17 protein-coding genes and 1 riboswitch are annotated in these 23,051 nt (G+C 47.1%); of the genes, 10 read left to right on the forward strand and 7 right to left on the reverse strand.

The annotated features are described in order from the left end of the window. The first annotated feature begins 8 nt into the window (after nucleotides 1–8). Both ACFWMP_RS23045 and ACFWMP_RS23050 read left to right on the forward strand, forming a co-directional pair. The gene (locus ACFWMP_RS23045; RefSeq protein WP_042192313.1) at nucleotides 9–1,475 is read left to right on the forward strand and encodes a S41 family peptidase; all 1,467 of its coding nucleotides are present in this window, start codon (nucleotides 9–11) and stop codon (nucleotides 1,473–1,475) included. Between the two features lie 177 nt (nucleotides 1,476–1,652). Further along, complete coding sequence (locus tag ACFWMP_RS23050) at nucleotides 1,653–2,963, forward strand: PDZ domain-containing protein (RefSeq protein ID WP_379424782.1); 1,311 nt, start codon at nucleotides 1,653–1,655, stop codon at nucleotides 2,961–2,963. Between the two features lie 53 nt (nucleotides 2,964–3,016). Here ACFWMP_RS23050 and ACFWMP_RS23055 read toward each other — a convergent pair whose 3' ends face one another. Further along, nucleotides 3,017–3,670, reverse strand: coding sequence for a response regulator transcription factor (locus tag ACFWMP_RS23055; RefSeq protein ID WP_149645289.1), 654 nt, complete (start codon nucleotides 3,668–3,670; stop codon nucleotides 3,017–3,019). Between the two features lie 57 nt (nucleotides 3,671–3,727). Beyond that, nucleotides 3,728–4,885, reverse strand: coding sequence for a sensor histidine kinase (locus ACFWMP_RS23060; RefSeq protein WP_042192307.1), 1,158 nt, complete (start codon nucleotides 4,883–4,885; stop codon nucleotides 3,728–3,730). A gap of 166 nt (nucleotides 4,886–5,051) precedes the next feature. On the opposite strand from ACFWMP_RS23060, the gene ACFWMP_RS23065 reads away from it, so the two are divergent. From ACFWMP_RS23065 to ACFWMP_RS23090, 6 genes are all read left to right on the forward strand, one after another. Beyond that, a complete protein-coding gene (locus ACFWMP_RS23065) occupies nucleotides 5,052–5,987 on the forward strand; it encodes an ABC transporter ATP-binding protein (protein ID WP_379424783.1) in 936 nt (311 codons plus the stop codon). Nucleotides 5,988–6,003: 16 nt separating this feature from the next. Then, nucleotides 6,004–7,176 (forward strand): ABC transporter permease, encoded by a 1,173-nt coding sequence (locus ACFWMP_RS23070; protein WP_339243701.1) that lies wholly within the window; start codon nucleotides 6,004–6,006, stop codon nucleotides 7,174–7,176. Further along, nucleotides 7,169–8,329: an ABC transporter permease gene (locus ACFWMP_RS23075; RefSeq protein ID WP_076285708.1), complete on the forward strand. Its 1,161-nt coding sequence runs from the start codon at nucleotides 7,169–7,171 to the stop codon at nucleotides 8,327–8,329. The genes ACFWMP_RS23070 and ACFWMP_RS23075 overlap by 8 nt, the downstream gene beginning before the upstream one ends. A 117-nt stretch (nucleotides 8,330–8,446) precedes the next feature. Beyond that, nucleotides 8,447–8,770 (forward strand): L-rhamnose mutarotase, encoded by a 324-nt coding sequence (locus ACFWMP_RS23080; RefSeq protein ID WP_042192298.1) that lies wholly within the window; start codon nucleotides 8,447–8,449, stop codon nucleotides 8,768–8,770. A 222-nt stretch (nucleotides 8,771–8,992) separates the two neighbouring features. Beyond that, a complete protein-coding gene (locus ACFWMP_RS23085) occupies nucleotides 8,993–10,147 on the forward strand; it encodes a cation:proton antiporter (protein ID WP_042192295.1) in 1,155 nt (384 codons plus the stop codon). A 252-nt stretch (nucleotides 10,148–10,399) separates the two neighbouring features. After that, nucleotides 10,400–13,414, forward strand: a complete 3,015-nt coding sequence (locus ACFWMP_RS23090; RefSeq protein WP_379424784.1) for an efflux RND transporter permease subunit — start codon at nucleotides 10,400–10,402, stop codon at nucleotides 13,412–13,414. Nucleotides 13,415–13,592: 178 nt separating this feature from the next. Here the strand turns inward: ACFWMP_RS23090 and gcvPB are convergent, their stop codons facing one another. The 3 genes from gcvPB to gcvT all read right to left on the reverse strand — a co-directional run bounded on the left by gcvPB (nucleotide 13,593) and on the right by gcvT (nucleotide 17,621). Beyond that, nucleotides 13,593–15,053, reverse strand: a complete 1,461-nt coding sequence (gene gcvPB, locus ACFWMP_RS23095; protein WP_379424785.1) for an aminomethyl-transferring glycine dehydrogenase subunit GcvPB — start codon at nucleotides 15,051–15,053, stop codon at nucleotides 13,593–13,595. Next, nucleotides 15,050–16,402 (reverse strand): aminomethyl-transferring glycine dehydrogenase subunit GcvPA, encoded by a 1,353-nt coding sequence (gene gcvPA, locus ACFWMP_RS23100; protein ID WP_379424786.1) that lies wholly within the window; start codon nucleotides 16,400–16,402, stop codon nucleotides 15,050–15,052. The genes gcvPB and gcvPA overlap by 4 nt, the downstream gene beginning before the upstream one ends. Before the next feature lie 106 nt (nucleotides 16,403–16,508). Then, nucleotides 16,509–17,621, reverse strand: a complete 1,113-nt coding sequence (gene gcvT, locus ACFWMP_RS23105) for a glycine cleavage system aminomethyltransferase GcvT (protein WP_379424787.1) — start codon at nucleotides 17,619–17,621, stop codon at nucleotides 16,509–16,511. A 185-nt stretch (nucleotides 17,622–17,806) separates the two neighbouring features. Next, a riboswitch (glycine riboswitch) is annotated at nucleotides 17,807–17,905 on the reverse strand. A 179-nt stretch (nucleotides 17,906–18,084) separates the two neighbouring features. On the opposite strand from gcvT, the gene gcvH reads away from it, so the two are divergent. Beyond that, nucleotides 18,085–18,477, forward strand: a complete 393-nt coding sequence (gcvH, locus tag ACFWMP_RS23110; RefSeq protein ID WP_042131286.1) for a glycine cleavage system protein GcvH — start codon at nucleotides 18,085–18,087, stop codon at nucleotides 18,475–18,477. A gap of 456 nt (nucleotides 18,478–18,933) precedes the next feature. On the opposite strand, the gene ACFWMP_RS23115 is transcribed toward gcvH, so the two are convergent. Together ACFWMP_RS23115 and ACFWMP_RS23120 are read right to left on the reverse strand one after the other, a co-directional pair. Beyond that, entirely contained in the window at nucleotides 18,934–19,764 is an 831-nt protein-coding gene (locus ACFWMP_RS23115) for a flagellar motor protein MotB (protein WP_379424788.1), read from the reverse strand. After that, the gene (locus tag ACFWMP_RS23120; RefSeq protein WP_379424789.1) at nucleotides 19,761–20,543 is read right to left on the reverse strand and encodes a flagellar motor protein; all 783 of its coding nucleotides are present in this window, start codon (nucleotides 20,541–20,543) and stop codon (nucleotides 19,761–19,763) included. Before ACFWMP_RS23120 ends, ACFWMP_RS23115 begins: the two co-directional genes overlap by 4 nt. A 277-nt stretch (nucleotides 20,544–20,820) precedes the next feature. Between ACFWMP_RS23120 and uvrB the strand changes: the two genes are divergently transcribed. Beyond that, nucleotides 20,821–22,812, forward strand: a complete 1,992-nt coding sequence (uvrB, locus tag ACFWMP_RS23125) for an excinuclease ABC subunit UvrB (protein ID WP_339267480.1) — start codon at nucleotides 20,821–20,823, stop codon at nucleotides 22,810–22,812. Nucleotides 22,813–23,051 lie beyond the last annotated feature (239 nt).

Genomic DNA, 23,051 nt, shown 5'->3' on the forward strand with positions numbered 1-23,051 from the left:
GGAACATCATGTTAAAAAAAAGCACCGCGGCGTTTATGATTATCGCCGCCCTGCTATGCGGTAGTTTAGTAACCTTGGGCGTGACGGGTTATACTCATGTCTTTGGACAAGCTGCAGGACAAGGATTAGCCTCTGCGTTGCAGGTTGCAGGTCTACAGCAGAAGGAATCCCAGAAGCTTGGGACTGCGCTCAGTTTGATTGAGAGCAATTACTACGAGACGGTAGATCGGGAGAAGCTGATAGATGGTGCTGTCAACGGTATGATGGAAGCGCTAGGCGATCCCTATTCCAACTATATGGGTAAAGAAACTGCTGAGAAATTTGAAGAGAGCATTGAGGGTTCCTTTTCAGGTATCGGTGCAGAAGTCTCTTCGGATAACGGTAAAGTAGTCGTGGTCTCCCCAATCAAGGGTTCACCTGCTGAAAAAGCAGGAATTCAGGCTAAAGATGTCATTTTGTCCGTTAACGGAGAATCGCTAGAAGGCATGGATCTAAATGCTGCTGTTGCGAAGATACGCGGACCTAAAGGCAGTAAGGCTACTTTGAAAATACAACGTTCCGGCTCTGTAGAGCCTCTAGAGTTCGCTCTTACTCGGGATGATGTGAAGCTTGAGACGGTATACTCAACTATGGAAAAAGACGGTGTAGGGGTAATCGAGGTCACTCAGTTCTCCCTAAATACTGCAGAACGATTCAAGGAAGAGCTTGGAAAGCTAGAGAAGCAAGGCATGAAGGGATTGGTCATTGATGTCCGTAATGATCCAGGCGGTGTCCTCCCGATTGTTATTGAGATGGCTGAAGAGTTCATTCCAGCTGGTAAAAACATAGTTCAAATAGAATACAAAGATAAAAAACGCGAAGTTAGCACCTCCAAGGGATCTAGCAAGGCTTATCCAGTGGTAGTGCTAATGAATAAAGGTAGCGCGAGCGCCTCGGAAATATTGGCGGGTGCCTTGCAGCAGTCAGCGGGAGCCAAGCTAATAGGTGATAATTCATTTGGTAAAGGCACGGTGCAGACAAGCTTTGACAAACAGCTTGGAGATGGCAGCTTACTGAAGGTTACCATTGCTAAATGGCTTACACCGGACGGCACATGGATCCACGGCAAGGGAATTAAACCGGATATCGCGGTAGCGCAGCCGGATTACTTCTCAGTGGCTCCGATTAACAAGAGCGTGACGCTGCAATATAACATGAACAACGGTGATGTAAAGAGTGCACAGACGATGCTGGATGGCTTAGGCTACAAGCCTGGTCGCAAAGATGGCTATTTCGATACTGGCACTAAGAATGCAGTGAAGAAATTCCAGAGTGAAGCGAAACTTCAAGTCACAGGCATGATTGATGCCAAGACTGCGGAGGCGCTGGAGGTGGCACTGATCAAAGTGATCCAGGACCCTGCCAACGACAACCAACGGAATAGAGGGATTGCTGAGATTCAGAAGGAAATTAAGGCGGCAGCGTCGAAAAAGTAAGAAGGCTGAATTCAGCCTTCTTTTTTTCTGTTAAGATTAGAAAAGGTAAACACTTAGGGCAGAAGGGTACAGTTCAATGCGCAGCAGAATCTTTTGTCGTCTCTAAAGGACGCCGAAGACGTCTCTGCTTGTTATAAACTTATCATTAACCGGAAGAAAAGGAGTGTGACGAACAGTTTGAATGTGATTCAGGAATGGTTAGGAAGCTTGGGCACTGCGTTCTTACACTTATTGATCCAGCCATATTACTATATTGCTATTATATTTATTGCGTTGTATTACCGTCGGCAGGTGGCATTAGAACGTAAGCTAATTCATGTGAAGTTACATAGCTGGGGTCAAGAAACGTGGCGAACGGTGTGGAGCGGGCTGGTGATGGGACTAGTAGTTTCTATTGCAGCCATATTGTTAGGGGTATCCTTATCAGGTACAGCTGTGGCCTGCATTTGGGTAGTTAGTATTCTGTTGTCGCTATTGCGAGTGCGGTATTTGTGCTTCGCTTATTCTATAGGTCTGCTAGGTGTGATTCAATTTATACTGTCTTTCTTTCCGGATGCCTTACATGGCGGAACGGTCGGGAATATTACAACAGCCATACGGGAGATGGATATTCCCGCTTTGCTAGTTCTAGCTGCGCTATTGCACATGGCAGAGGCGCTGCTGGCCCGCTGGCAAGGGGCGAAGCTTGCGACGCCCCTTTTCTTGAAGGGCAAGCGCGGCATGGTTGTCGGCGGCTATCAGCTGCAGGCTTTCTGGCCGCTGCCGCTGTTCCTGCTGATCCCTGCGGGGGCAGGAACGGATCTGCCATGGCAGCCGCTGCTGGGCGGTGGGCTTGGCATTGTCTCTTTGCCCGTCATCATCGGCTTCAGCGAGATGACGCAGGGCATGCTGCCCGGGCGCAAGGCGGCCCGCACTTCAGGACGGCTGCTGATGTACAGCATCGTCCTGCTCGGCTTAAGCCTGCTTGCCGCTTGGTGGAGCCCGCTGACCCTGCTCGCGGCGCTCGCAGCGATGGTGCTGCACGAAGGGTTAAGCTGGTACAGCGCTCTGGAAGAGCGCAGCATCAGCCCCATCTTCGTGCATCCACCGCGCGGCCGCAAGGTGCTGGCCGTGCTGCCGGGCAGTCCCGGACAGGAGCTGGGCATCCTGCCCGGCGAGATTTTACTGAAGGTCAACGGGGTCCTGTTGACCGATGCAGCGCAGCTACATGAGGCGCTGCGCATGAATCCAGCGTTCTGCAAGCTGGAGGTGCAGAACCGTGAAGGGGAGAGCAAATACCTTCAGAGCCCGATCTACGACGGGGACCATCATCAGCTCGGCATCATTCTGGTACCGGAGACAGATGGAGCGGTTACTGCGGAGGCGAAGCCTTCCAGCATCTTCAGCATCATCGCGATGAAGACAGGTACTCGCAGCCGGCATCTTCCGAACGGCCGACTCAAACGGAACAAAGCTACTGAAGCCAAGAAGGAATCAGCGGAAGGATAACTAAAGGCAAGCCCGGACTCTGGAAATAGAGTCCGGGCTTTTTTGTAGAACTCCTATCCCCGTCCACCCTTCAAATAGAAAATAGCGATTTGCGTACGATCTCGCAGCTCTAATTTACTTAGAATATCCGTTATGTAATTTTTGACCGTACCCTCGCTAAGAAATAGCTGTCCGGCGATTTCTTTGTTGGTATGCCCCTCAGCGATGGAGGCGACAACGGCCAATTCCATTTTGGTCAGTCCGAAAGATTCCAGTGGCTGTACCTGTGGAGATTCAGGACGGGCCGCGGGCTGTAGAAAGGTGGTTAGTTTGCGAGCGATATCAGGGTGGATTAGCATGTTGCCTTCATTAACTGTTTTGACACCTTGTATGATACGGTCAGGCGGTATGTTTTTGAGCAAATATCCACTGGCACCGTTCCGCAGCGCCTCAATGATATACTCATCGTCATCGAAGGTAGTTAGCATCAGTATCGAAACCTGAGGAAAAGCCTGCTTAATTTTCTCTGTCCCTTCAACACCACCGCAGCCTGGCATCCGAATATCCATCAGAATCACATCCGCCATATCTCCCGCTTGGAGCAAATTCAAGGCCTCATTTCCGTCACTGGCAGCTCCGATCACTTCAATATCGGGGTCCATCCCTATTAGTACTTGCAGACTTTGACGAATAAAAGGATCGTCATCTACAATCATCACCTTAATCATTAGCGTAGCTCCTTCTTCATAATATAGATTTCTTTTTTGCTTCAAGTCCTACGTTGCCTATACAATCTCTCCCTGCTTATAAATGGGCAACCGCGTAACAATGGTGAATTGAGGCTCCTGCCGCCATTCCAAGGTTCCGCCGATCAGATGTGTTCGTTCGAACATTCCTTTCATCCCGACCCCTCCACTTTCCGGCAGTTTGGTTAGTTTATTGCCTTCGGGAAGCGTCCCGTTGTTGCTGACCTCCATCGTAACTCCAGTATCACTAAAGTCGACTTTAATCGAAATTGCAGTTGCATTTCCGTGACGAAGGGCATTGGTTATGGCTTCTCGGGCGTTCTTATACAAGATCACCTGAATACTAGGATATAGCGGGTAAGGTATCCCATGCACTTGGTATGAGGTCTCGATTCCCGTATCGCGGCCGATCTCTTCTAGCAGACGGTCTAACGCATAAGCTCCCTCTAATTGTGGCGTATAGTTGATACGCTTCACTGCAGAGCGCATATCGTCCATGCTGGCTGACAATTGATCTCGAATGAGCTCCATCATCTGCATTCCGCTTTCAGGGGAGGTGGGTAAGGTGAGTAGCGCGGCTTCCATCATCATTTTAATGCGGATGAGGCGGTGGCCGATATCATCATGGAGCTGGCGGGAGATGCGAACCCGTTCTTTGGACTGGGCTGCATCTTCTATTTGGGCGTTAAACTCCAGCAGTCGGTTGCGGGCTTCATCCAGCTCGAAATGCTTTTTTCGCAGCTCATCGTAAAGATTGAGGGTGTTCTCACGGCCCCGACCCGCCCTCTGTAACAATTCGTTGAGATAGGCGATGAGCAGAAAAGTAATGTTGATGAATGTGATTATAAGTTTTGGAGAATCCCAGAGCGCTATGTTCAAGGTAATCAGATGCACAACCGTAAACACGAGAGGTACTGCTTGGGGCTGAAGTCTAGAATAATAAAGTAATGCTGAAATGGCCGGGAAAATCATTATGCTGCCGTACTGGTAACATAACCAGGCAGTGAACAGTATTTCCACAATGCTTATTAAGGCATGAAAGGAACGGGGTAGCTTTGGCACCATGACCACAAGGAATAGAAGCATCAGAATATGCAACGTGAAGATTCCATAGTCGGCATATGGGTAGATGTAAATGCTAATACAAGCAGGAATTATGATGAGTAGGTATCGCAATAGGGTCAGTTCTCTAGTCACACCTAAGACATCCTTTATAGAGTTTCTTCTAATCTTAGCATATTCGCCTACTTCTTCAGGAGATGACTTAAGTCACCTTCAAAAGATGACCTTTCGTACCTCCGTGGTCAATCCCTTTAAGCTAAAATTGTAAATATAGAAGCGCAAAGACAGGAGCGATGAAAAGATGGCAATCGCCGTATTGACCGATGTGGTGAAACGATATGAAGGTAAATTAACTGTAGATCATGTGAACATGACGATAGAAGAAGGAGAAATCTTTGGCTTGCTAGGCCCAAACGGAGCGGGTAAAAGTACAACGATCAGTATGATCTGCGGCTTGCTTAAGATTGACGGGGGAGATATTCTTATCGACGGTCTGCCCGTGTCCTCGAAATCACTTGAGGTGAAGAAAAGAATTGGTTTGGTTCCACAGGAATTAGCCTTATACGACACGATGACAGCGGCGGATAACGTTACCTTTTTCGGAAGATTGTATGGTTTGCGTGGCAAGCTCTTGAAGGAACGGGTAGATGAGGCTCTTGCGTTCACAGGCCTTAGCGATCGTGCTAAAGAGAAACCCTCAACCTTTTCCGGAGGGATGAAAAGACGTCTGAATATTGCCTGTGCTATTATGCATCGTCCCAAGCTGATTATTATGGATGAACCTACGGTGGGGATTGATCCGCAATCTCGTAATCATATTCTTGAATCGGTTAAGGAGCTCAATCGACTCGGTTCAACGATTATTTATACCAGTCACTATATGGAGGAGGTTGCGGCCATTTGCGATCGGGTAGCCATTATGGATAAAGGGCATATCATTGCTTGCGGCACGGAAAAAGAACTGCGAGAACGCGTTGCCAAGGAAGAAAAAATCGTCATTAAAGCTGCTAATATCACACCGGAGCTTGTTCAGGAGCTGACGCTTCACCCTAGAATTAGACGCGTAGAAGCAAAGGATGAAGTAGTCGAGCTGTATCTGCCTTCTTCACAAGGGGAGCTACAGGACATCCTTTTTATTTTTGCCAAGCATAAGGGGATTATCGGCTCGCTAAATATTGAAGAACCTGATCTGGAGACGTTGTTTCTAAACTTGACCGGAAGGACCTTAAGAGATTAAAGGGGGGATTATTCTGATGAATACTTGGACGATTATGATCTATGAGCTGCGAAGACTATTTAGCTCACGTTCTATGATATTAAATATGTTTTTGCTGCCCCTGTTATTGATCTTTCTCTTAGGTGCTTCGCTCTCCGGTGTCGTTGGTGACAAAGGCTCCACTACTATTGATGTTGTGCGAGTGGCTGTTGTTAATCTTTCTGGTGAGGGCTATGAGAGCTCGGCGATGATGGATAGCTTTTTGAAGTCAACAGAGCTTAAGGATATCATTACTCCGGTTATGGTGGGTAGTCGAGAGGCGGCAGAAAGCGGTCTGCGAACAGGAAAATATGGTTATGCGGTTGTTGTTCCTCCAGGCTTTGATAGTAAGGTACAGAGCGGTGAAGCCGCACAGCTGGAATTTATACTGGGCCAAAAAAGTACAGATAACAGGGTGGCAGGGACGGTCTTCGATAATTTTCTGAGGAATCTTAATTATAAACAGTCTGTGGCGATGACACTGGGTCCAGAAGCTTTGAACGTTATGGCACCTAGTTCCACCAGTAATGAGCCTTCCGTAAAGCTTGGAGAACTGAGCGAGGGAGGATATTCATATACTTCTTCCCAGTTCTATGCGGTATCCATGATGCTGATGTTTTTGCTGTATAGCGGCTTGACGGTATGTACTTCTCTTTTTAATGAAAAAGAAAATCATACCCTTTTCCGGATAAATTCAATGCCAGTCAAAGGCTCAGAACTGTTTATTGGCAAAATGCTTGGTGTGGGTGTTGTAAGTATAGTACAGTGCGCAGCGATTATTATTCTGACGAATGTGCTGTTCGGTGTGAATTGGGGAAATCGCCCGGGCTTGTTACTCCTATTTTGCTTGCTGATGATAGTGGCTTCAATGACCTTATCTATCGTTATTTCTATGTTCAGCAAGACTGGAGCAAGCGCAAGAAGTGTGGTTACGGTACTCACTGTAAGCATGACCTTCATTAGCGGGGGAATGGCACCACTTCCAGAATCGTGGGTGAACTCTATAGGGGCGTTTACGATTAATCATTGGGCAATGCAGGCTATTCTGAAAATGATGTTACATGCCGATGTATCGCAAATTATGCCGAATTTGGGAGTGTTGTCGCTGATCTGCCTAGTGTTGTTCAGTGCAGCGGCTATTTCGTACCGGAAGGTGGGTTATCATGGATAAAATCTTAACGATTGCCTGGAACATGGTGAAACGAACCATTGGTACTAGGAAGGGGGTGCTAATCTATATTCTGCTTCCTTGTATTGTACTTGCAGGTATTGTTTCCGTTACTGGAACGATGGGAGAGAACCCAGCTGTTGTGCTGTATTCGAATATGGATAACGGGGCAGCAGGTAAGCATTTGCTCACTGAACTAAAGAATTCCGGAGAATATAAATTTGTAGAAAAGACTGACGAGACTGCTTTAAGAGAAGGCGTAGTCGATCAGAATGGAGAAGCGGGGATTCTAATTCCAGCAGGCTTCACTTCGGCACTACTTGCTGGAGAAGAACCACAAATTAGTGTGTATGAGCTGAAGACGAATGAAACTTCCGTTATGATTAAATTAAAAGCGAGCACAATTGCTGATGAAATGAGGAGTACGGCCGCGATCATAGGGGCAGTTAATAACGGATCTAAGGACGTTGACGCACAGTTTACTACGGTTATGCAAAGAGCGGAACAGCACAGTATTGGCAGCATTCGAACTGATTATAATCTATATCCTCGGGAGGGATTGGGAGTCGTTACGGGCTTAACGCTAATGTTTCTCATGAGCCTGGTCACGAGCTCTGTGTCTCTGATTATGGATGATCGGAAAGGCCGGACGATGATGCGAATGTTCAGTGCTCCGGTTCGTTCTTACGAGATTGCTATTGGTAATTTTCTGGGTAGCTTCATGGTCGGACTGATTCAGATCGTCGTAGTGCTCGCCTTAGGTCGCTGGGTGCTGCACTATGATTATGAAGTTCCAATCTATCTATATTTCCTTGTTCTTGCGGCATTTATGCTGGTGTCTATGGGGATCGCGAGTACAGTGGCAGGATTAATTCGTAATCCTAATAATGCTGGTATGCTGAATTCCCTTATTATCACACCGACTTGTATGCTTGGCGGCTGCTTTTGGCCTTTATCCATTATGCCGGACTATATGCAGAAGGCGGCTAACTTTGTTCCGCAAAAATGGGCCATCCAAGCGGTCGACATCGCTGCAACCGGTGGGGGCTGGAATGAGTTGTGGTTACCCTTTGCCATCTTAGGTCTTATGGCTGCTGTGCTACTGGCGATTGGTTCTGCCATTCTCCGCCCAAGTGAAGCTGGAATTAATGCTTAGAAAGCATAAGGTTAGATATTCATAGCTTGGGCTGTTACCTTCAGGTACAATAATAGGTATCAAATGTATTTGATTCTTATTATATGCAATAGAGGACATTTCTAGGAGGATGAACAGATGAGCAGCAATAAATTGGCTTGGACATGGCGGGTGAAGGAAGAATGTCTGGAAGAGTATGTAGCGATGCATTTAAATCCTTGGCCAGAAGTTTTGGAGGAGCACAGTAAGGCTGGTATTTCTAACTACTCCATCTTTCAGAATGGTAATCAATTTTTTTATTGCTTTGAATGTGAGGATACAGAAGCGGCTTTCGATTACATTGCTAAAAGTGACGCCTGCAACCGATGGAATGCCATTACTTCAAAGATGGTTGAAGGGTCATTTGATTTCAATGATGAGGTGCCAATGTTGCCTTTACGTGAAGTGTTCTATCTAAAATAGTGAAGCTGATTCTTTATTAACTAAAATTTGCATAAGGTAAAATATCGGCGTGTCTTGTTTACAGTCTTTTATATTACGGTTATAATATATTTAATATTGTTTAATTGAATAATTTTTTGTTTTTTGGAGGAGCCTGTCAACAAGGGCTCCTCTTTGTCTTTTTTTGGCTTGGAGATGTCCCTGGTTGGCAGTTCTTATATACAACAAGGGAGTGGATGAAACATGGAGTTTGTTCTATATCTTATGCTGATTATACTATTCACCAAGCTAGCTGGTGATTTATCTGTACGACTGGGACAACCGTCGGTACTGGGTAAGTTAATTGTCGGTATTATACTAGGTCCTGCGGTACTGGGTTGGATTCAAAATGGAGAGTTTATTCATTATTTTTCGGAGATCGGTGTGCTATTGTTAATGTTTATAGCAGGGCTTGAGACTGATCTGGATCAACTGCGCAAGAACTGGAAGTCAGCTTTCGCAGTAGCCGTCGGAGGTATTATTTTACCTTTTCTAGGTGGATTCGCCATCGGAGAAATGTTTGGTTTTGCTTATCATAATGCTATGTTTATGGGTGTCATTCTTAGTGCAACTTCAGTCAGCATATCGGTTCAGGTACTGAAGGATATGAATAAGTTGAATACACGTGAAGGTTCTACCATTCTGGGAGCCGCTGTAGTCGATGATATTCTGGTTGTTATTTTGCTCGCTGTATTAATGAGCTTTTTCGGCACAGGAGAATCAGTGTCCATTGGTCTTTTAATTACGAAAAAAGTGTTGTTCTTCGCTGTAGCGCTTGTTGTGGGTTGGTTCGTTGTGCCGCGGGTTATGAAATGGATGGCTCCGTTAAAGGTGACAGAGGCTGTTATTGCAGCGGCGCTAATGATTTGCTTTGCGTTCGCGTATTTTGCTGAAATTATGGGGATGGCAGGCATCATCGGTGCTTTTGCAGCTGGGATTGCTATTTCACAAACCTCCTTTAAGCACACTGTGGAATCTAAGCTTGAGCCTATCGCCTATTCGATTTTTGTTCCGGTCTTCTTTGTCAGTATCGGACTTAATGTTTCCTTTGAAGGGGTTGGCAGTCAACTAGGATTCGTCCTCTTGTTGACGGTGATTGCCATTCTGACCAAGTTGTTTGGTGGCGGTCTGGGGGCGCGTCTTACAGGATTTAATAACCATTCGTCGCTTATTATTGGTTCAGGGATGATTTCGCGGGGTGAGGTTGCATTGATCATCGCGGCAACAGGTCTGCAAAGCGGATTGTTGCAGCAGCAGTATTTTACTTCCGTAATTATTGTTGTCATTGTAACTACACTTGTAACACCACCACTCTTAAAATATATGTTCCGCGATCCAGTGCGCGCTAAACAAAAATAATAATCATAGCAAAAGGGTGTCTCGAAAGCCATTTTACATGGCTTTTGGGGTGCTCTTTTTTTGTTTGTTCTAATTCCCTATCCTTCGGAAGGAGAAAGCCCCCCGTCTTAAGACTGAGTACAAAACCAGCCGTAGGGCTGTTTTGACTTCGACCAAAAATGTCTAAACTAAATCTCGGGATGGAAAATAATACATAATGGGGCAGTCATAAGAGGAGTACCAGAAATATACGGGGTGGAAGGGGAAACGATAATGAAATGGTTAACCAAATGGTCGTTCGGTAACAAGGCGGCGGTAGGGCTTTTAGTGGTAATGGCGCTTGTAGTGGGAGGGCTGAGCTACACTTCGCTACCGATGGAATTTATGCCAGAGGCAGATAATCCGCAAGTGACTGTAACGGTGCTCGGTCCGGGTCAGGATGCCCATGCGATGGAGACGAAGGTTACGAAGCCGATTGAGGCTGGGGCCGCTTTTGTAAAGGGAAAGAAAGAAATACTGTCCACTTCCGGAGACGGATACGCACAGGTGAATATTTTTTATGACTCAAAAACAAATATGAAGGATGCTGCTGGGGAGGTGCAAAAGGTTGTAGATTCGTTGCAGTTCCCTGAAGGGGTGATGGCTCCTTTTGTACTTCAACTGAATACTTCCATGATTCCCGTGTCACAGGTCACCCTTTCGTTTGACGAAGGTCTGACTAAAGAAAACCTTAAGCTTGCGGAAGAAACGATCATTCCAGAGATGCAACAAGCAGAAGGTGTAGCCAACGTCGCCTTATATGGGAAAGTAACTCCGCAAGTGCGGGTGAAGCTAGATCCAAAATTAATGGCTGAGAAAGGAATTACGACACCTCAGGTACTAGGGTTACTTCAGGGACGTAATGTATCGGCATCCCTTGGGGAGCAGACGATTGGTGGTCAGACAGGTAACGTTAATGTGGTTTCTACAATTGATAGTATCGATACTCTAAAAAAGCTACCCGTATCCTCGGGTGTTAAGCTACAGGATATTGCTGTCATCGAATTGAAGGAAGATCAAGAGAGCGTTAGCCGCTCGAATGGGAAAGATGTTCTTTTCGCCATAGTAACCAAAGAAGCTAATGCGAATGCAGTAAGTGTCGGAGATCATATACAGGATACCGTAGCACATATTAACAAAACCATTCCAAATGCAGAGGCAGCGGTCGTATTCAGCACATCAGATATGGTGGTTACCTCAGTGAACAGTATGATGCGTGAAGTATTGCTCGGCGCGCTGTTCGCGACGATCGTAATTTTACTGTTTCTACGCAACCTGCGGGCAACACTGATTACGGCGGTTTCTATTCCGCTTTCACTAGCGGTTACCTTATATCTGCTTGATATATCCGGCATAAGTCTGAATATTATCACACTCGGAGGTGTGGCCGTTGCGGTCGGTCGCTTGGTTGATGATAGTATCGTAGTGATTGAGAACATTTACCGTAGGCTGCAAAAAGAACCTTTCTCCCGTGAAATGATTATAAGCGCAACTGGGGAAGTGGCTAGAGCGATTACTTCATCTACGATTGCAACGGTAGCGGTATTTCTGCCGATGGGTCTTCTGCGTGGTAGTTTACAGGCGTTTCTACTTCCGTTTGCCTTAACAGTCACGTATTCATTGCTTACTTCACTCGTTGTAGCTTTGACGGTAGTGCCACTGTTAAGCTCATGGCTGCTGAGAAGAACTTCAATGAAAGAACACGAACCGTCTAAATGGTTCACTCGATTCCTCGATTGGAATCTGCGCCGGAAATGGATAACTTTATCGCTAGGTCTTCTCCTTCTGATTGGCTCCATCGCTGCTTACGTGACTATGCCAAAAGGTGCGCTTGATGCTTCAAATGCCAGCTATGTCTCTGTTCAGTTGAATTATCCGAAGGATGTTCCTGTTAAAGAGATTTTGGAAAAAGGAAAGCAGTTAGAGCAAGACCTGATGAAACAGCCAGAAGCGGAAACAGTGATCATGCAATCAGGGAACAGTGCAGATGCGGCCCAGTGGGGGTCCGTCAGCTCGGAGACCTTAGTGGACTATACCGTTGTGATGAAAAAAGGTGCGGATGCGCAAGGCTTCATCGATCATGTCCGTGATGTGAAGGATTCCTACGCTGGGGCAACACTTGTTGCTAATCAAATGAGTATGATGGGTTCAAGCTCCACTAGCGAATATATTGATATCGTGGGTGATAATCTTACAGATATTACTGCTGTTGCAGCAGAAGTTACGAATAAGTTGAAGACAGTGGAGGGTATTCAGAAGGTCAGTAGCAATATGGAGGATACCAAACCTGTCTTTACATTTAAGGTAGATCCAGCACAGACGAATGCACAAGAAATTACCATGCAATTGTCGGCTATGCTGAATCCGATCCCTATGGGGCAAATCGAACTGGACGGTACACTTGCAGGAGTAGTGTTAGATCCTATAGCTGAGCCAAAGTCGGAGCAAGATTTAAAAGCAATGACGCTCATGACTGTTGAAGGTCCAAAGCCGTTGTCTCAACTAGCAACCTATGAGGTTCGGAATGAACCAGCACTGTTGTTCCATAAAGATGGGAAGCCATATGCGAGAATTACAGCGGAAGTGGATCCGAAGAAGGTGTCTGAAATCGGAGCGGATATTAAAAAGCAAACCGATAGTCTTACCCTTCCAAAGGGTGTGACTCTATTTGCAGGCGGAGCCTCGGTTGATCAGTCAGAGGATTTCGCTGACCTTGGTATGACAGCGCTGATCTCCATCGGGTTGGTGTATCTGATCATGGTCCTCACCTTCAAAACCCTTCGTGCTCCGCTGGCAATCATGTTCTCCTTGCCATTGGCTGCGATTGGGGCGATTGTTGGACTGATCGTATCCGGCGTAACACCTGACTTCACTGCCCTGTTCGGGGCTCTGATGCTAATTGGTATCGTCGTCACGAATGCGATTGTGCTTATCGACCGTATTAAGCAGAATGAAACGCATATGGGTATTCGCGAAGCCATTCTGGAAGCGGCAGGAACACGGATGCGCCCGATTCTGATGACGGCAATTGCTACCATTTGCGCCATGACTCCACTGCTGTTCGGCCATGCCGAGATGGGCAGCATCGTCTCGCAAAGCTTGGCCATTGTGGTCATCGGTGGCTTGACCGCGGCAACGCTGCTTACGCTGGTTGTAGTTCCAGCGATTTACGAGCTGTTCTACTTCCGTAAATCGGCTAAGGAGCGCAAGGGCGTAGTGAAAGTAGAAACTCCGACGCATGGTGCGTAATATCAAAAAGTTATAGTGATAAACAACTGAAACAGGCCCTTCTCAGACATTTTTAATGATGCTGGGAAGGGCCTGATGATTTAGAGGATGAGAACTTTTCGTGTAGTTGGACAGTGCGAAAAGCAGGCCGACGATACTTGGTATCGTGGCCTGCTTTTTTAATACTACTCATTAGCTGTTAACCGCAAGAACAATTCAATACCGGCTTACGTGCGGCTTGGGTCTCATCCAAACGGCTAATCTCTGTGGTATGAGGTGCGTTGATTACGATTTCCGGTGTCTCCTGAGCTTCTTTTACGATCTGGATCATCGTATTAATGAAGCCGTCGAGCGTTTCTTTACTTTCCGTTTCCGTCGGCTCGATCATCATACATTCCTCAACAGTCAGAGGGAAGTACACGGTTGGCGGATGGTAGCCGAAGTCGAGTAATCGTTTAGCAACGTCTAAGGTGCGTACACCATACTGCTTGAGGTTTTTGCCGGACATTACGAATTCATGTTTACATACGCCCGGATATGGGATTTCAAAATATGGCGCCAGACGGTGCATCATATAGTTCGCATTCAGCACGGCATTTTCGGATACCTCACGCAGTCCGTCTGGGCCATAGGTGCGGATATAGGCGTAGGCACGGACCAGAATACCAAAATTGCCGTAAAAAGCTTTCACGCGTCCAATCGATTCAGGACCGCCGAAGTCGAGTGAGAAGCTGCTATCTTCGTTTTTCACCACAGTTGGTTGTGGTAGGAACGGAATCAAGATTGATTTTACGCCGACAGGTCCGGCTCCAGGGCCACCACCGCCGTGCGGGGTGCTCATTGTCTTATGCAAGTTCAGATGCACCACGTCAAAGCCCATGTCGCCAGGGCGGGTAATGCCCATAATGGCATTGGAGTTCGCTCCATCGTAATAGAGTAAGCCGCCTGCTTCGTGCACGATTTCGGCGATCTCAACGATTTGGGTTTCGAACAAGCCGAGCGTGCTTGGATTGGTCAGCATTAATGCGGCAGTATCGCTACCGACTGCTGCCCGCAGTGCTTCAAGATCAACCATCCCTTTATCTGTGGATGGGATCGTGATCGTTTCAAGTCCAGCTGCTGAAGCACTAGCAGGATTGGTGCCGTGTGAGGAATCCGGTACGATAACCTTCGTGCGGGTCTCGCCGCGGCTTTCATGGTAGGCGCGGATCATCATGAGACCGGTCCATTCACCATGAGCACCTGCGGCAGGCTGTAAAGATACAGCATCCATGCCGGTTAGTGCAGACAAGTCATTTTGCAGGGTATACATTAATTCCAGTGCGCCTTGAATACTTTCTTCCGGCTGGTACGGGTGGATCTTAGCTAGGCCTACGATGCGGGCAACATCTTCGTTAATCTTCGGATTGTATTTCATCGTACATGAACCGAGTGGATAGAAGCCGTTATCTACACCAAAGTTTCGGCGTGACAAGGAAGTGTAGTGGCGAATGACATCCACTTCCGATACTTCTGGAAGCACGACGGGGTCGCTACGGAGTAAACCTGATGGAATCAGAGATTCCAAGGTTTCTTCCTGCGGCACATCGCATAGTGGCAAAGAATAGGCCGAACGGCCGGGACGGCTTAATTCAAAAATTAGACTTTGCTCCGGTTTCATAAACAGCCCTCCAGTGCGCTAGCGAATTGGTCGATTTCGTTTTTGCTTCTTTTTTCCGTAACGGCTACCAGCATATGTCCAGCAAGTTCAGGATAATCACGGCCCAGATCATAACCGCCTAGATAACCTTCCTTCAGCAGCTTCGAATTAATTGCACTTACGCTGCTTCCCTCCGGAAGCTTCACGACAAACTCGTTAAAGAATGGGGAGGAAAAGGTAAGTTCAGCCTCTGTTAGTTCGCTTAGTTTATTAGCGGCGTAATGACTTTTACGAATGTTCAGCTCGCCTACTTCACGCATCCCTTCTTTACCCATTACGGACAGGTAGACGGATGCGCAGAGTGCGAGCAGCGCCTGATTGGAGCAAATATTCGATGTCGCTTTTTCACGACGGATATGCTGTTCACGAGCTTGGAGTGTCAGAACGAAGCCGCGTTTACCGTTACGGTCAACAGTTTGACCAACGATACGGCCTGGCATGCGGCGCATTAAATGCTCTGCTACAGCGAAGAAGCCACAGGTTGGACCGCCGAGGGAAGCTGGAATACCGAGTGGCTGAGCGTCACCGACTACGATGTCGGCTCCGAGCTTACCTGGTGTTTCTAGAACACCAAGAGCGATTGGATTTGCACTGACGACGAACAATCCTTTAACAGCATGGATCAGCGGTTCAACCGAGCTAAGATCTTCGATGCTGCCAAAGAAGTTAGGCGATTGCATCAGTACTGCAGCCGTATCACCATCAATGGCCTCAGCAAGCTTAGCCTGATCGGTAACACCGTCTCTATAGTCAATCTCCACTACCTCAAGACCCCAAGCATTAGCCGATGTGCGTAACACTTGGCGCGCTTCAGGATGAACGGTGCGGGAGACAATTAATTTTTTGCGTTTGGTGGCACCAGCTGCGAGGACTGCTGCTTCGGATAATGCGGTTGCGCCATCATACATACTGGCATTGGCAACTTTCATACCGGTTAGTTCGCAAATGTAGGATTGGAATTCGAAGATCGCTTGCAGTTCGCCTTGGCTGATCTCTGGTTGGTAAGGAGTATAAGCAGTGTAGAATTCCGAACGGGAAATGACATGGTTGATCACCACGGGGATGTGATGGTCGTATAATCCGGCGCCGAGGAAGCTGGCGTGCGAATCGAAGTCAGCATTTCGGTCAGCGAGACCTTTCATGTGACGTAGCAGGGCGTACTCATCGAGCGGTTCAGACATCGGCATAGTGCCTTGATAACGGACGGCTTCAGGGATATCGGAGAACAGCTCATCTATGGACTGAATCCCGACGGTTTCCATCATCTCTACGCGGTCCTGTGCTGTCATGGGCAGATAACGGTGCTTCATTAAGGTTTCACTCCTTGGCTTTTTTAAAATATAAGAAAGTACAATTTTCACGTTATACTTTATCCTTTTATTTCTCGCTTAAAAGTTCACCGTCCTAATATGGACGCTAAAGGCGTTTATACTTGTAAAAAGGGGCCTTAATCACGACAGCTTTAAGCTGCTTGCCACGTATCTCTACGAAAACCTCTGTGCCTATTTCACTGTAAGCTGTATCAAGTAAAGCTAATCCCAGGTTTCGTTTCAGCGTTGGAGATTGGGTTCCGGTTGTGACCTCTCCGATTTTGATGCCGTCCGCATAGACTGGGTAATGGGAGCGTGGAATGCCTCGATCAATCATTTCTAGACCGACAAGACGGCGGGGAAGACCGGCTTCTTTTTGCTGTATCAACGCATCGCGTCCGATGAAGTCCGCTTTGTCCAGGTTCACGAAGAACTGTACTCCAGCTTCAAGAGGCGTGATGTCAGCCGACAGCTCCTGACCGTACAATGGCAATTTTGCCTCGAAACGAAGCGTATCCCGTGCGCCCAGTCCAGCAGGTGTTAATCCGTGAGGAGAGCCAGCTGCGAGAAGGCCGTTCCATAACGTTGCTGCCCCATCCAGCGGAGCGTAAATTTCGAAGCCATCTTCACCGGTATAACCCGTACGGGAGATCAGTACTTCTACACCGCAGACGGTTGCGCGTTCGATGAAGTGGAAAGGCTTGAGCGTTGAGATCGGTGCATCAGTAACTTCTGCGAGTATGGTCTCTGCCAGCGGACCTTGCAAGGCGAGCAAAAGCGTCTCGTCAGAGACATTAGTGAGTGTGACTTCACCGAATTCAGAGGTCAGATGTTCTTGCAGCCACTGGAAGTCCTTATCGATGTTGGAGGCATTTACGACAAGCATATAACGGCCTTCACTTAGTCGATACACGAGTAAATCGTCGACCACCCCGCCGTTTGGATAACAGAGCAGCGTATATTGTGCCGCACCATCGGTAAGGCGGCTGACATCGTTGGTCGTCATTTTTTGTAAGAAGGCTTCAGCGCCGCTTCCGATCACCATAAATTCACCCATATGCGATACATCGAACAGTCCAGCCTGCTGGCGAACAGCCTCATGCTCCTTCACGATACCTGTAAACTGTACTGGCAGCTCCCAGCCGCCAAAATCAATGCACCTGGACTCCGCATATGCGGAATAGAGATCATAAAAAGGCGTTCTTTTCAAAGCATCCATGTCGTCACTCCCCTAGTCTGATTACATACGAAAAAAAAGACAGGCAGAAGCAATCATGCATAAATGCACTAATCGCTTTCTGCTCTGTCCTTTGTACCTGAGAGTTACCCTGCGTAACTAACATGCAAGTTTCCCCGTTGGTGACCTGACGCACTCAGCCTCGCGTCTGATGCTCTCCAGAGGTACGTCCGACAAAGGTCCTTTTGCCTGAGAGATTCACCCCTGTTAGGGCTTACTCCTTCGGCGCCGTCTTCAAGTGAGACAGTCTCTCCCTATGCCATCATCCGCAACTGTATTTGTTTCTTATGTCTCCATTAAACGGGTATAGGAGGGCGCTGTCAACAAGAAAAAGTCAAAAAAACGACAAATTTATTTTACTTTTAGTAATATTGACATTATGCTCCGCGATCACTTAGGCTATAACTAAATTTAGAATTCCAATTTGGAAATGAGGCGGCTTGAAATGAGTGAAGTTTTAGATAACCTTCTTTACAGCGAAGAGCATGAGTGGGCACAGCAAGTGGAAGGACGCGTAGTACGTGTTGGGATTACGGATCATGCTCAGCATTTGTTAGGCGATATCGTATTTGTGGAATTTCCAGAAGTGGGTTCGGCCATTTCAGCTGGCGACAGCGTAGGCAGTATCGAATCCGTTAAGACCGTATCGGAACTGTATTCACCCGTCTCAGGGACGGTTACCAAGATTAATGACGGTTTAGAAGCTAGTCCAGAACTGATCAACGATAAGCCTTATGGCGAGGGTTGGATTTTTGAAATTGAAGTGGACGGAGAGTACGCTGATGCTGTAAAAGGTCTGCTAGATGCAGCTGGATATCGTGCATTGGTAGGGGAGTAATTCTAATATTTTTCTGAATATTAATTTCACCGAATGTGATATTTATAGCAGCAAGTTTCCGTTTTTGGGGACTTGCTGTTTGGTGTTTTTATATAGATAGTGGTGGTGATTTTTGAGTTAAATCCTGGGACTGTTTGGAATTATGGGATTTTATTTAAAATCGAATCTACTGATTGTGGAATTAGGGAAAACCTCCCTTATTTTAGACGAATATAGCGTGACACTAAGGGTTTTAGGGAATTCCTCCCTAAAATTTCAGTGAAAAGCGCTATTTCTGACTAAATAGGGTATTAATCAGGGAGGAATTCCCTAATTCTGCGCCTGGACAAGGGAATAGGCAGATAATCAGGGAGTATTTCCGTAATAAATAGTGGCGAGCCCATTTTGGTATGTTGATAAGCAGATTCGCTCCCGCACAGGCCTAGCTATTGTAACTAGCTCTGAGTAAAACATTTTTTATGCACCCTCTTGAAGCTGCCGCAGCACAATGATCTCTACACGGCGGTTCTTTTGCTTACCTGCAGCTGATGTGTTCTCCGCGGTGGGCTGGGTATCAGCATACCCTGCATATTGAAAATTGTCGGGGTTCAACCCTTCATGATCTAAGAAAAAGCGAAGCACTGACAGCGCACGAGCACCAGATAGCTCCCAGTTGTCGTTATAGTGAGAAGCCGAAGATACTGGAGTATTGTCGGTATGTCCTTCAATGCTGATCTTTGCGCCGATATCGCTGAATAAGCCAGATAACTGCTGAAGAGCAGGCAGGGCTGGAGACTTCAGGTCTGCCTTACCTATATCGAAGAGAAAACGGTCACTGAGTGTGATTTCTATCCCCTGCGGTTTGTCGGCAACAAAAATTTGTTCTCCGAGATTATTTTCCTCTACATAGTTCGTAATCACACCCATTAATTCAGCAAGTTTAGCCTCTTGTTCTCGAAAAGCAAGTTCACGTGCCGAAGGTGCTTCATTAACGGCCTTATCGTCTGTGTTAGGACTTGGTTCCGCTGCTGGATTTGAGTTATTAACTGTACTTCCCGGTTTGCTCTCAGGGGTCTTCCCAGCATCTAATATGCCGTTCCCACCCTCAAGGACAGTGCTGCCAGATTTGAAGGTCTCGGATAACGAGCCTGTCACGATGTTATATTTGTCAGTATCCAGGCTGCTCATCGCATACAATATAACGAAAAAAATAAGTAAAAGTGTAATTAGATCAGCATAAGTAATCATCCAACGGTCGCGGCTTTCCCGAGTCTCTACATGCCGCTTGCGCCGGTCTCTTTGTCTCATAGAAGACCTCTAGTTTCCGCACGGTCATTCGTGTCCGTGTCTGAGATGAATGAGTTCAGTTTTTTACGCACCAGCAAGGGGTGATCCCCGTTCTGCAAAGAAAGAATGCCCACGAGCAGCATTTCCATACTATGTAGCTGGCTTTGACTGCGGGATTTGATTTTAGAAGCGATGGGTAAAAATATTAAATTAGCGATGGCAACACCGTACAATGTTGCGGTAAATGCCACTGCGATAGATGTGCCCAGATTTGACGGATCTGTAAGGTTGCCAAGTACACGGATGAGCCCCATCACCGTCCCGATAATTCCCATCGTTGGTGCATATCCACCTGCAGCTTCAAAAATCTTAGCATAGTTCTCATGCTTCAATTCTTTAGCATCCATTTCTAATTCAAGGATCTGTCTTACCTGCTCAGGATCAGTGCCGTCGACAATAAGAAGTAGACCTTCACGTGTAAAAGGGTCCGAATGTTCTTCAGCTTGTTTTTCTAACATTAGAACGCCGCCGCGACGGGCCACGGTTGCCATTGCAATGAGTTCTTCTGCTTTTTCTACATCACGATCAGGGTTGCTACCGAAAGCCATGCGTAATGCTGTTGGAATGGAGCGCAGCTTAGATGCCGGGAAACTGATCATAACGGCGGCAAACGTACCCCCGAACACAATCAAAGCTGCATTAAGCTGCAGCAGTCCTGAGAGGCTTCCGCCTTCCCAGAGATAGCCGCCGATTAACGCAGCCAGTCCAGCCAATAGGCCGATTATTGAGGTAATATCCATGCTTCAAGCTCCTAACATTTCTATGTATTATGGTTTGCAACGATCTAGGCAACACTGTATAATGAACGGGAACACATATTCTTATCTTCCATATTTTTTAATTATAAGAAAGTATAAGTTTCACGTTATACTTTAATCCTTATAATTCTCGCACAAACGCTTAACGTCTTTTAGAGACGCCAAAGGCGTTTTAGCTTGCCATCGTATGGAGAGAGAACATTCAGACAACAATTATAATATATTAATCTAGTTTAGACGATAGAGGGGAGACGGGCAAATGAGTGATATTGTCGTCAGTACAAAGACTTTTGAATTGGAGTCCGAGTATACACCCCAGGGCGATCAGCCTCATGCCATAGAGGAATTACTACAAGGCATCCGGCAGGGCAAGAAGCACCAGACGCTGCTGGGCGCGACGGGTACGGGTAAGACGTTTACCGTTGCACAAGTTATTTCCAAATTAAACCGCCCGACGTTAGTTATTGCGCACAACAAGACTTTGGCTGCCCAACTGGCGAGTGAGTTTAAGGAGTTTTTTCCGCATAATTCGGTAGACTATTTCGTCAGCTACTACGACTATTACCAACCAGAGGCGTATATTCCCTCCTCCGATACTTATATCGAGAAAGACTCCAGTATTAATGAAGAGATTGATAAATTGCGCCACTCCGCAACGAGCTCCTTGTTCGAACGGCGTGACGTTATTATTGTGGCGAGTGTGTCTTGTATTTACGGCCTCGGTTCGCCGATGGAATACGGAAGCTTGCTTTTGTCATTGCGGGTAGGGATGGAGAAGCCTCGAAATGAGATTTTGAGCAGGCTAGTGGATATCCAGTACCAGCGTAATGATATCAATTTTGTACGCGGAACCTTCCGTGTACGTGGTGATGTGGTTGAGATTTTCCCGGCATCTCAAGGAGAACATGCCATTCGGGTCGAATTGTTCGGTGACGAAATTGAGCGAATCACTGAGATTGATGTACTGACGGGTGAACTGATCGGGGAACGCGATCATGTCGCTATTTTTCCGGCGTCTCACTTTGTTACCAAGGAAGAAACGATGCGGGTGGCACTGGTCAACATTGAAAAAGAGCTGGAAGACCGCTTAACGGTTCTTCGTGACGCAGGAAAGCTTCTTGAAGCTCAGCGTTTGGAACAACGGACACGTTATGATATTGAGATGATGAAAGAAGTGGGCTTCTGTTCTGGGATTGAGAACTATTCCGGACCGCTCACCTTCCGTGAACCAGGGGCAACACCGTATACATTAATGGATTATTTTCCGGATGATATGCTGATCGTTATTGACGAGTCCCATGTAACGCTTCCGCAGATTCGGGCGATGTATAACGGTGACCGGGCGCGTAAGACGGTACTGGTAGAGCATGGTTTTCGTTTGCCGTCTGCGCTGGATAACCGTCCACTCCAGTTCGAGGAATTCGAAGAAAAGGTGAAGCAGATCGTATATGTTTCAGCGACACCTGGACCCTATGAAATGGAGCACTGCGACACCATGGTGCAGCAGATTATCCGGCCTACAGGTCTTTTGGATCCGATCATTGAGGTGCGTCCTACAGAGGGACAAATCGATGACTTGATTAGTGAAATTCGTGATCGGGTGGAACGAGACGAACGCGTACTCGTCACAACGTTGACGAAGAAGATGTCAGAGGATTTGACGGATTACTTTAAGGAAATTGGGATTAAGGTTCGTTATATGCACTCTGATATCAAAACGCTGGAGCGGATGGCGATCTTACGTGATCTTCGACTTGGTACATTCCATGTTTTGGTAGGGATTAACCTGCTAAGAGAAGGTCTCGACCTCCCGGAAGTATCGCTGGTCGCTATTCTCGATGCGGATAAAGAGGGCTTCCTTCGTTCCGAACGCTCCCTAATTCAGACGATTGGTCGTGCGGCCCGTAACTCCGAGGGTCGTGTAATCATGTACGGTGATCGAATCACTGATTCGATGGAGAAGGCGATGAGCGAAACGTCGCGTCGTCGCGCCATCCAGATCGCCCATAATGAGAAACACGGCATTACCCCAACCACCATTAATAAAAAGGTGCGTGACATCATTGAGGCAACGAAGGTTGCCGAGTCCAAAGCGGATTACCTCACGGGTGTTGGTGGCAAGATGAATAAGAAAGAGAAACAAAGCCTGATCCAGCGTCTGGAAGCCGAGATGAAGGACGCTGCGAAGAACCTGCAATTCGAACGCGCGGCAGAGCTGCGTGACGCATTGTTGGAGCTCCGGGCCGAGTAATAAACCTTAAATGCATCACCGATATTTAAAATAAGTAATTGAACGGTGCTGTCCTGGCCGTTCTTTTTGAATAAATAGATGGACGCGTATCCCATAGGGACAGCGCTCCACAACGCTTTTGGCGCTTACACGCATCCTGTAGGGACAGCGTTCCGCAACGCTATAGTAGTTGCGATAATCTCGCACTTCCCGCTCTTAGCTAGTATGCGCCTAACGTCCAAGCGGTCCCGTAGGGATAA

It is taken from the genome of Paenibacillus sp. NPDC058367 (assembly GCF_042723305.1).
GTDB lineage: Bacteria > Bacillota > Bacilli > Paenibacillales > Paenibacillaceae > Paenibacillus_AQ.

Excerpts from the sequence above, each read along its gene's own strand:
- gcvPA (WP_379424786.1), bottom strand. The coding sequence starts at position 16,402 with ATGAAGCACCGTTATCTGCCCATGACAGCACAGGACCGCGTAGAGATG.
- ACFWMP_RS23085 (WP_042192295.1), top strand. The coding sequence starts at position 8,993 with ATGGAGTTTGTTCTATATCTTATGCTGATTATACTATTCACCAAGCTA.
- ACFWMP_RS23080 (WP_042192298.1), top strand. The coding sequence starts at position 8,447 with ATGAGCAGCAATAAATTGGCTTGGACATGGCGGGTGAAGGAAGAATGT.
- ACFWMP_RS23090 (WP_379424784.1), top strand. The coding sequence starts at position 10,400 with ATGAAATGGTTAACCAAATGGTCGTTCGGTAACAAGGCGGCGGTAGGG.
- ACFWMP_RS23075 (WP_076285708.1), top strand. The coding sequence starts at position 7,169 with ATGGATAAAATCTTAACGATTGCCTGGAACATGGTGAAACGAACCATT.
- ACFWMP_RS23115 (WP_379424788.1), bottom strand. The coding sequence starts at position 19,764 with ATGAGACAAAGAGACCGGCGCAAGCGGCATGTAGAGACTCGGGAAAGC.
- ACFWMP_RS23070 (WP_339243701.1), top strand. The coding sequence starts at position 6,004 with ATGAATACTTGGACGATTATGATCTATGAGCTGCGAAGACTATTTAGC.
- gcvPB (WP_379424785.1), bottom strand. The coding sequence starts at position 15,053 with ATGAAACCGGAGCAAAGTCTAATTTTTGAATTAAGCCGTCCCGGCCGT.
- ACFWMP_RS23055 (WP_149645289.1), bottom strand. The coding sequence starts at position 3,670 with ATGATTAAGGTGATGATTGTAGATGACGATCCTTTTATTCGTCAAAGT.
- gcvT (WP_379424787.1), bottom strand. The coding sequence starts at position 17,621 with ATGGATGCTTTGAAAAGAACGCCTTTTTATGATCTCTATTCCGCATAT.
- ACFWMP_RS23065 (WP_379424783.1), top strand. The coding sequence starts at position 5,052 with ATGGCAATCGCCGTATTGACCGATGTGGTGAAACGATATGAAGGTAAA.
- uvrB (WP_339267480.1), top strand. The coding sequence starts at position 20,821 with ATGAGTGATATTGTCGTCAGTACAAAGACTTTTGAATTGGAGTCCGAG.
- ACFWMP_RS23120 (WP_379424789.1), bottom strand. The coding sequence starts at position 20,543 with ATGGATATTACCTCAATAATCGGCCTATTGGCTGGACTGGCTGCGTTA.
- gcvH (WP_042131286.1), top strand. The coding sequence starts at position 18,085 with ATGAGTGAAGTTTTAGATAACCTTCTTTACAGCGAAGAGCATGAGTGG.
- ACFWMP_RS23045 (WP_042192313.1), top strand. The coding sequence starts at position 9 with ATGTTAAAAAAAAGCACCGCGGCGTTTATGATTATCGCCGCCCTGCTA.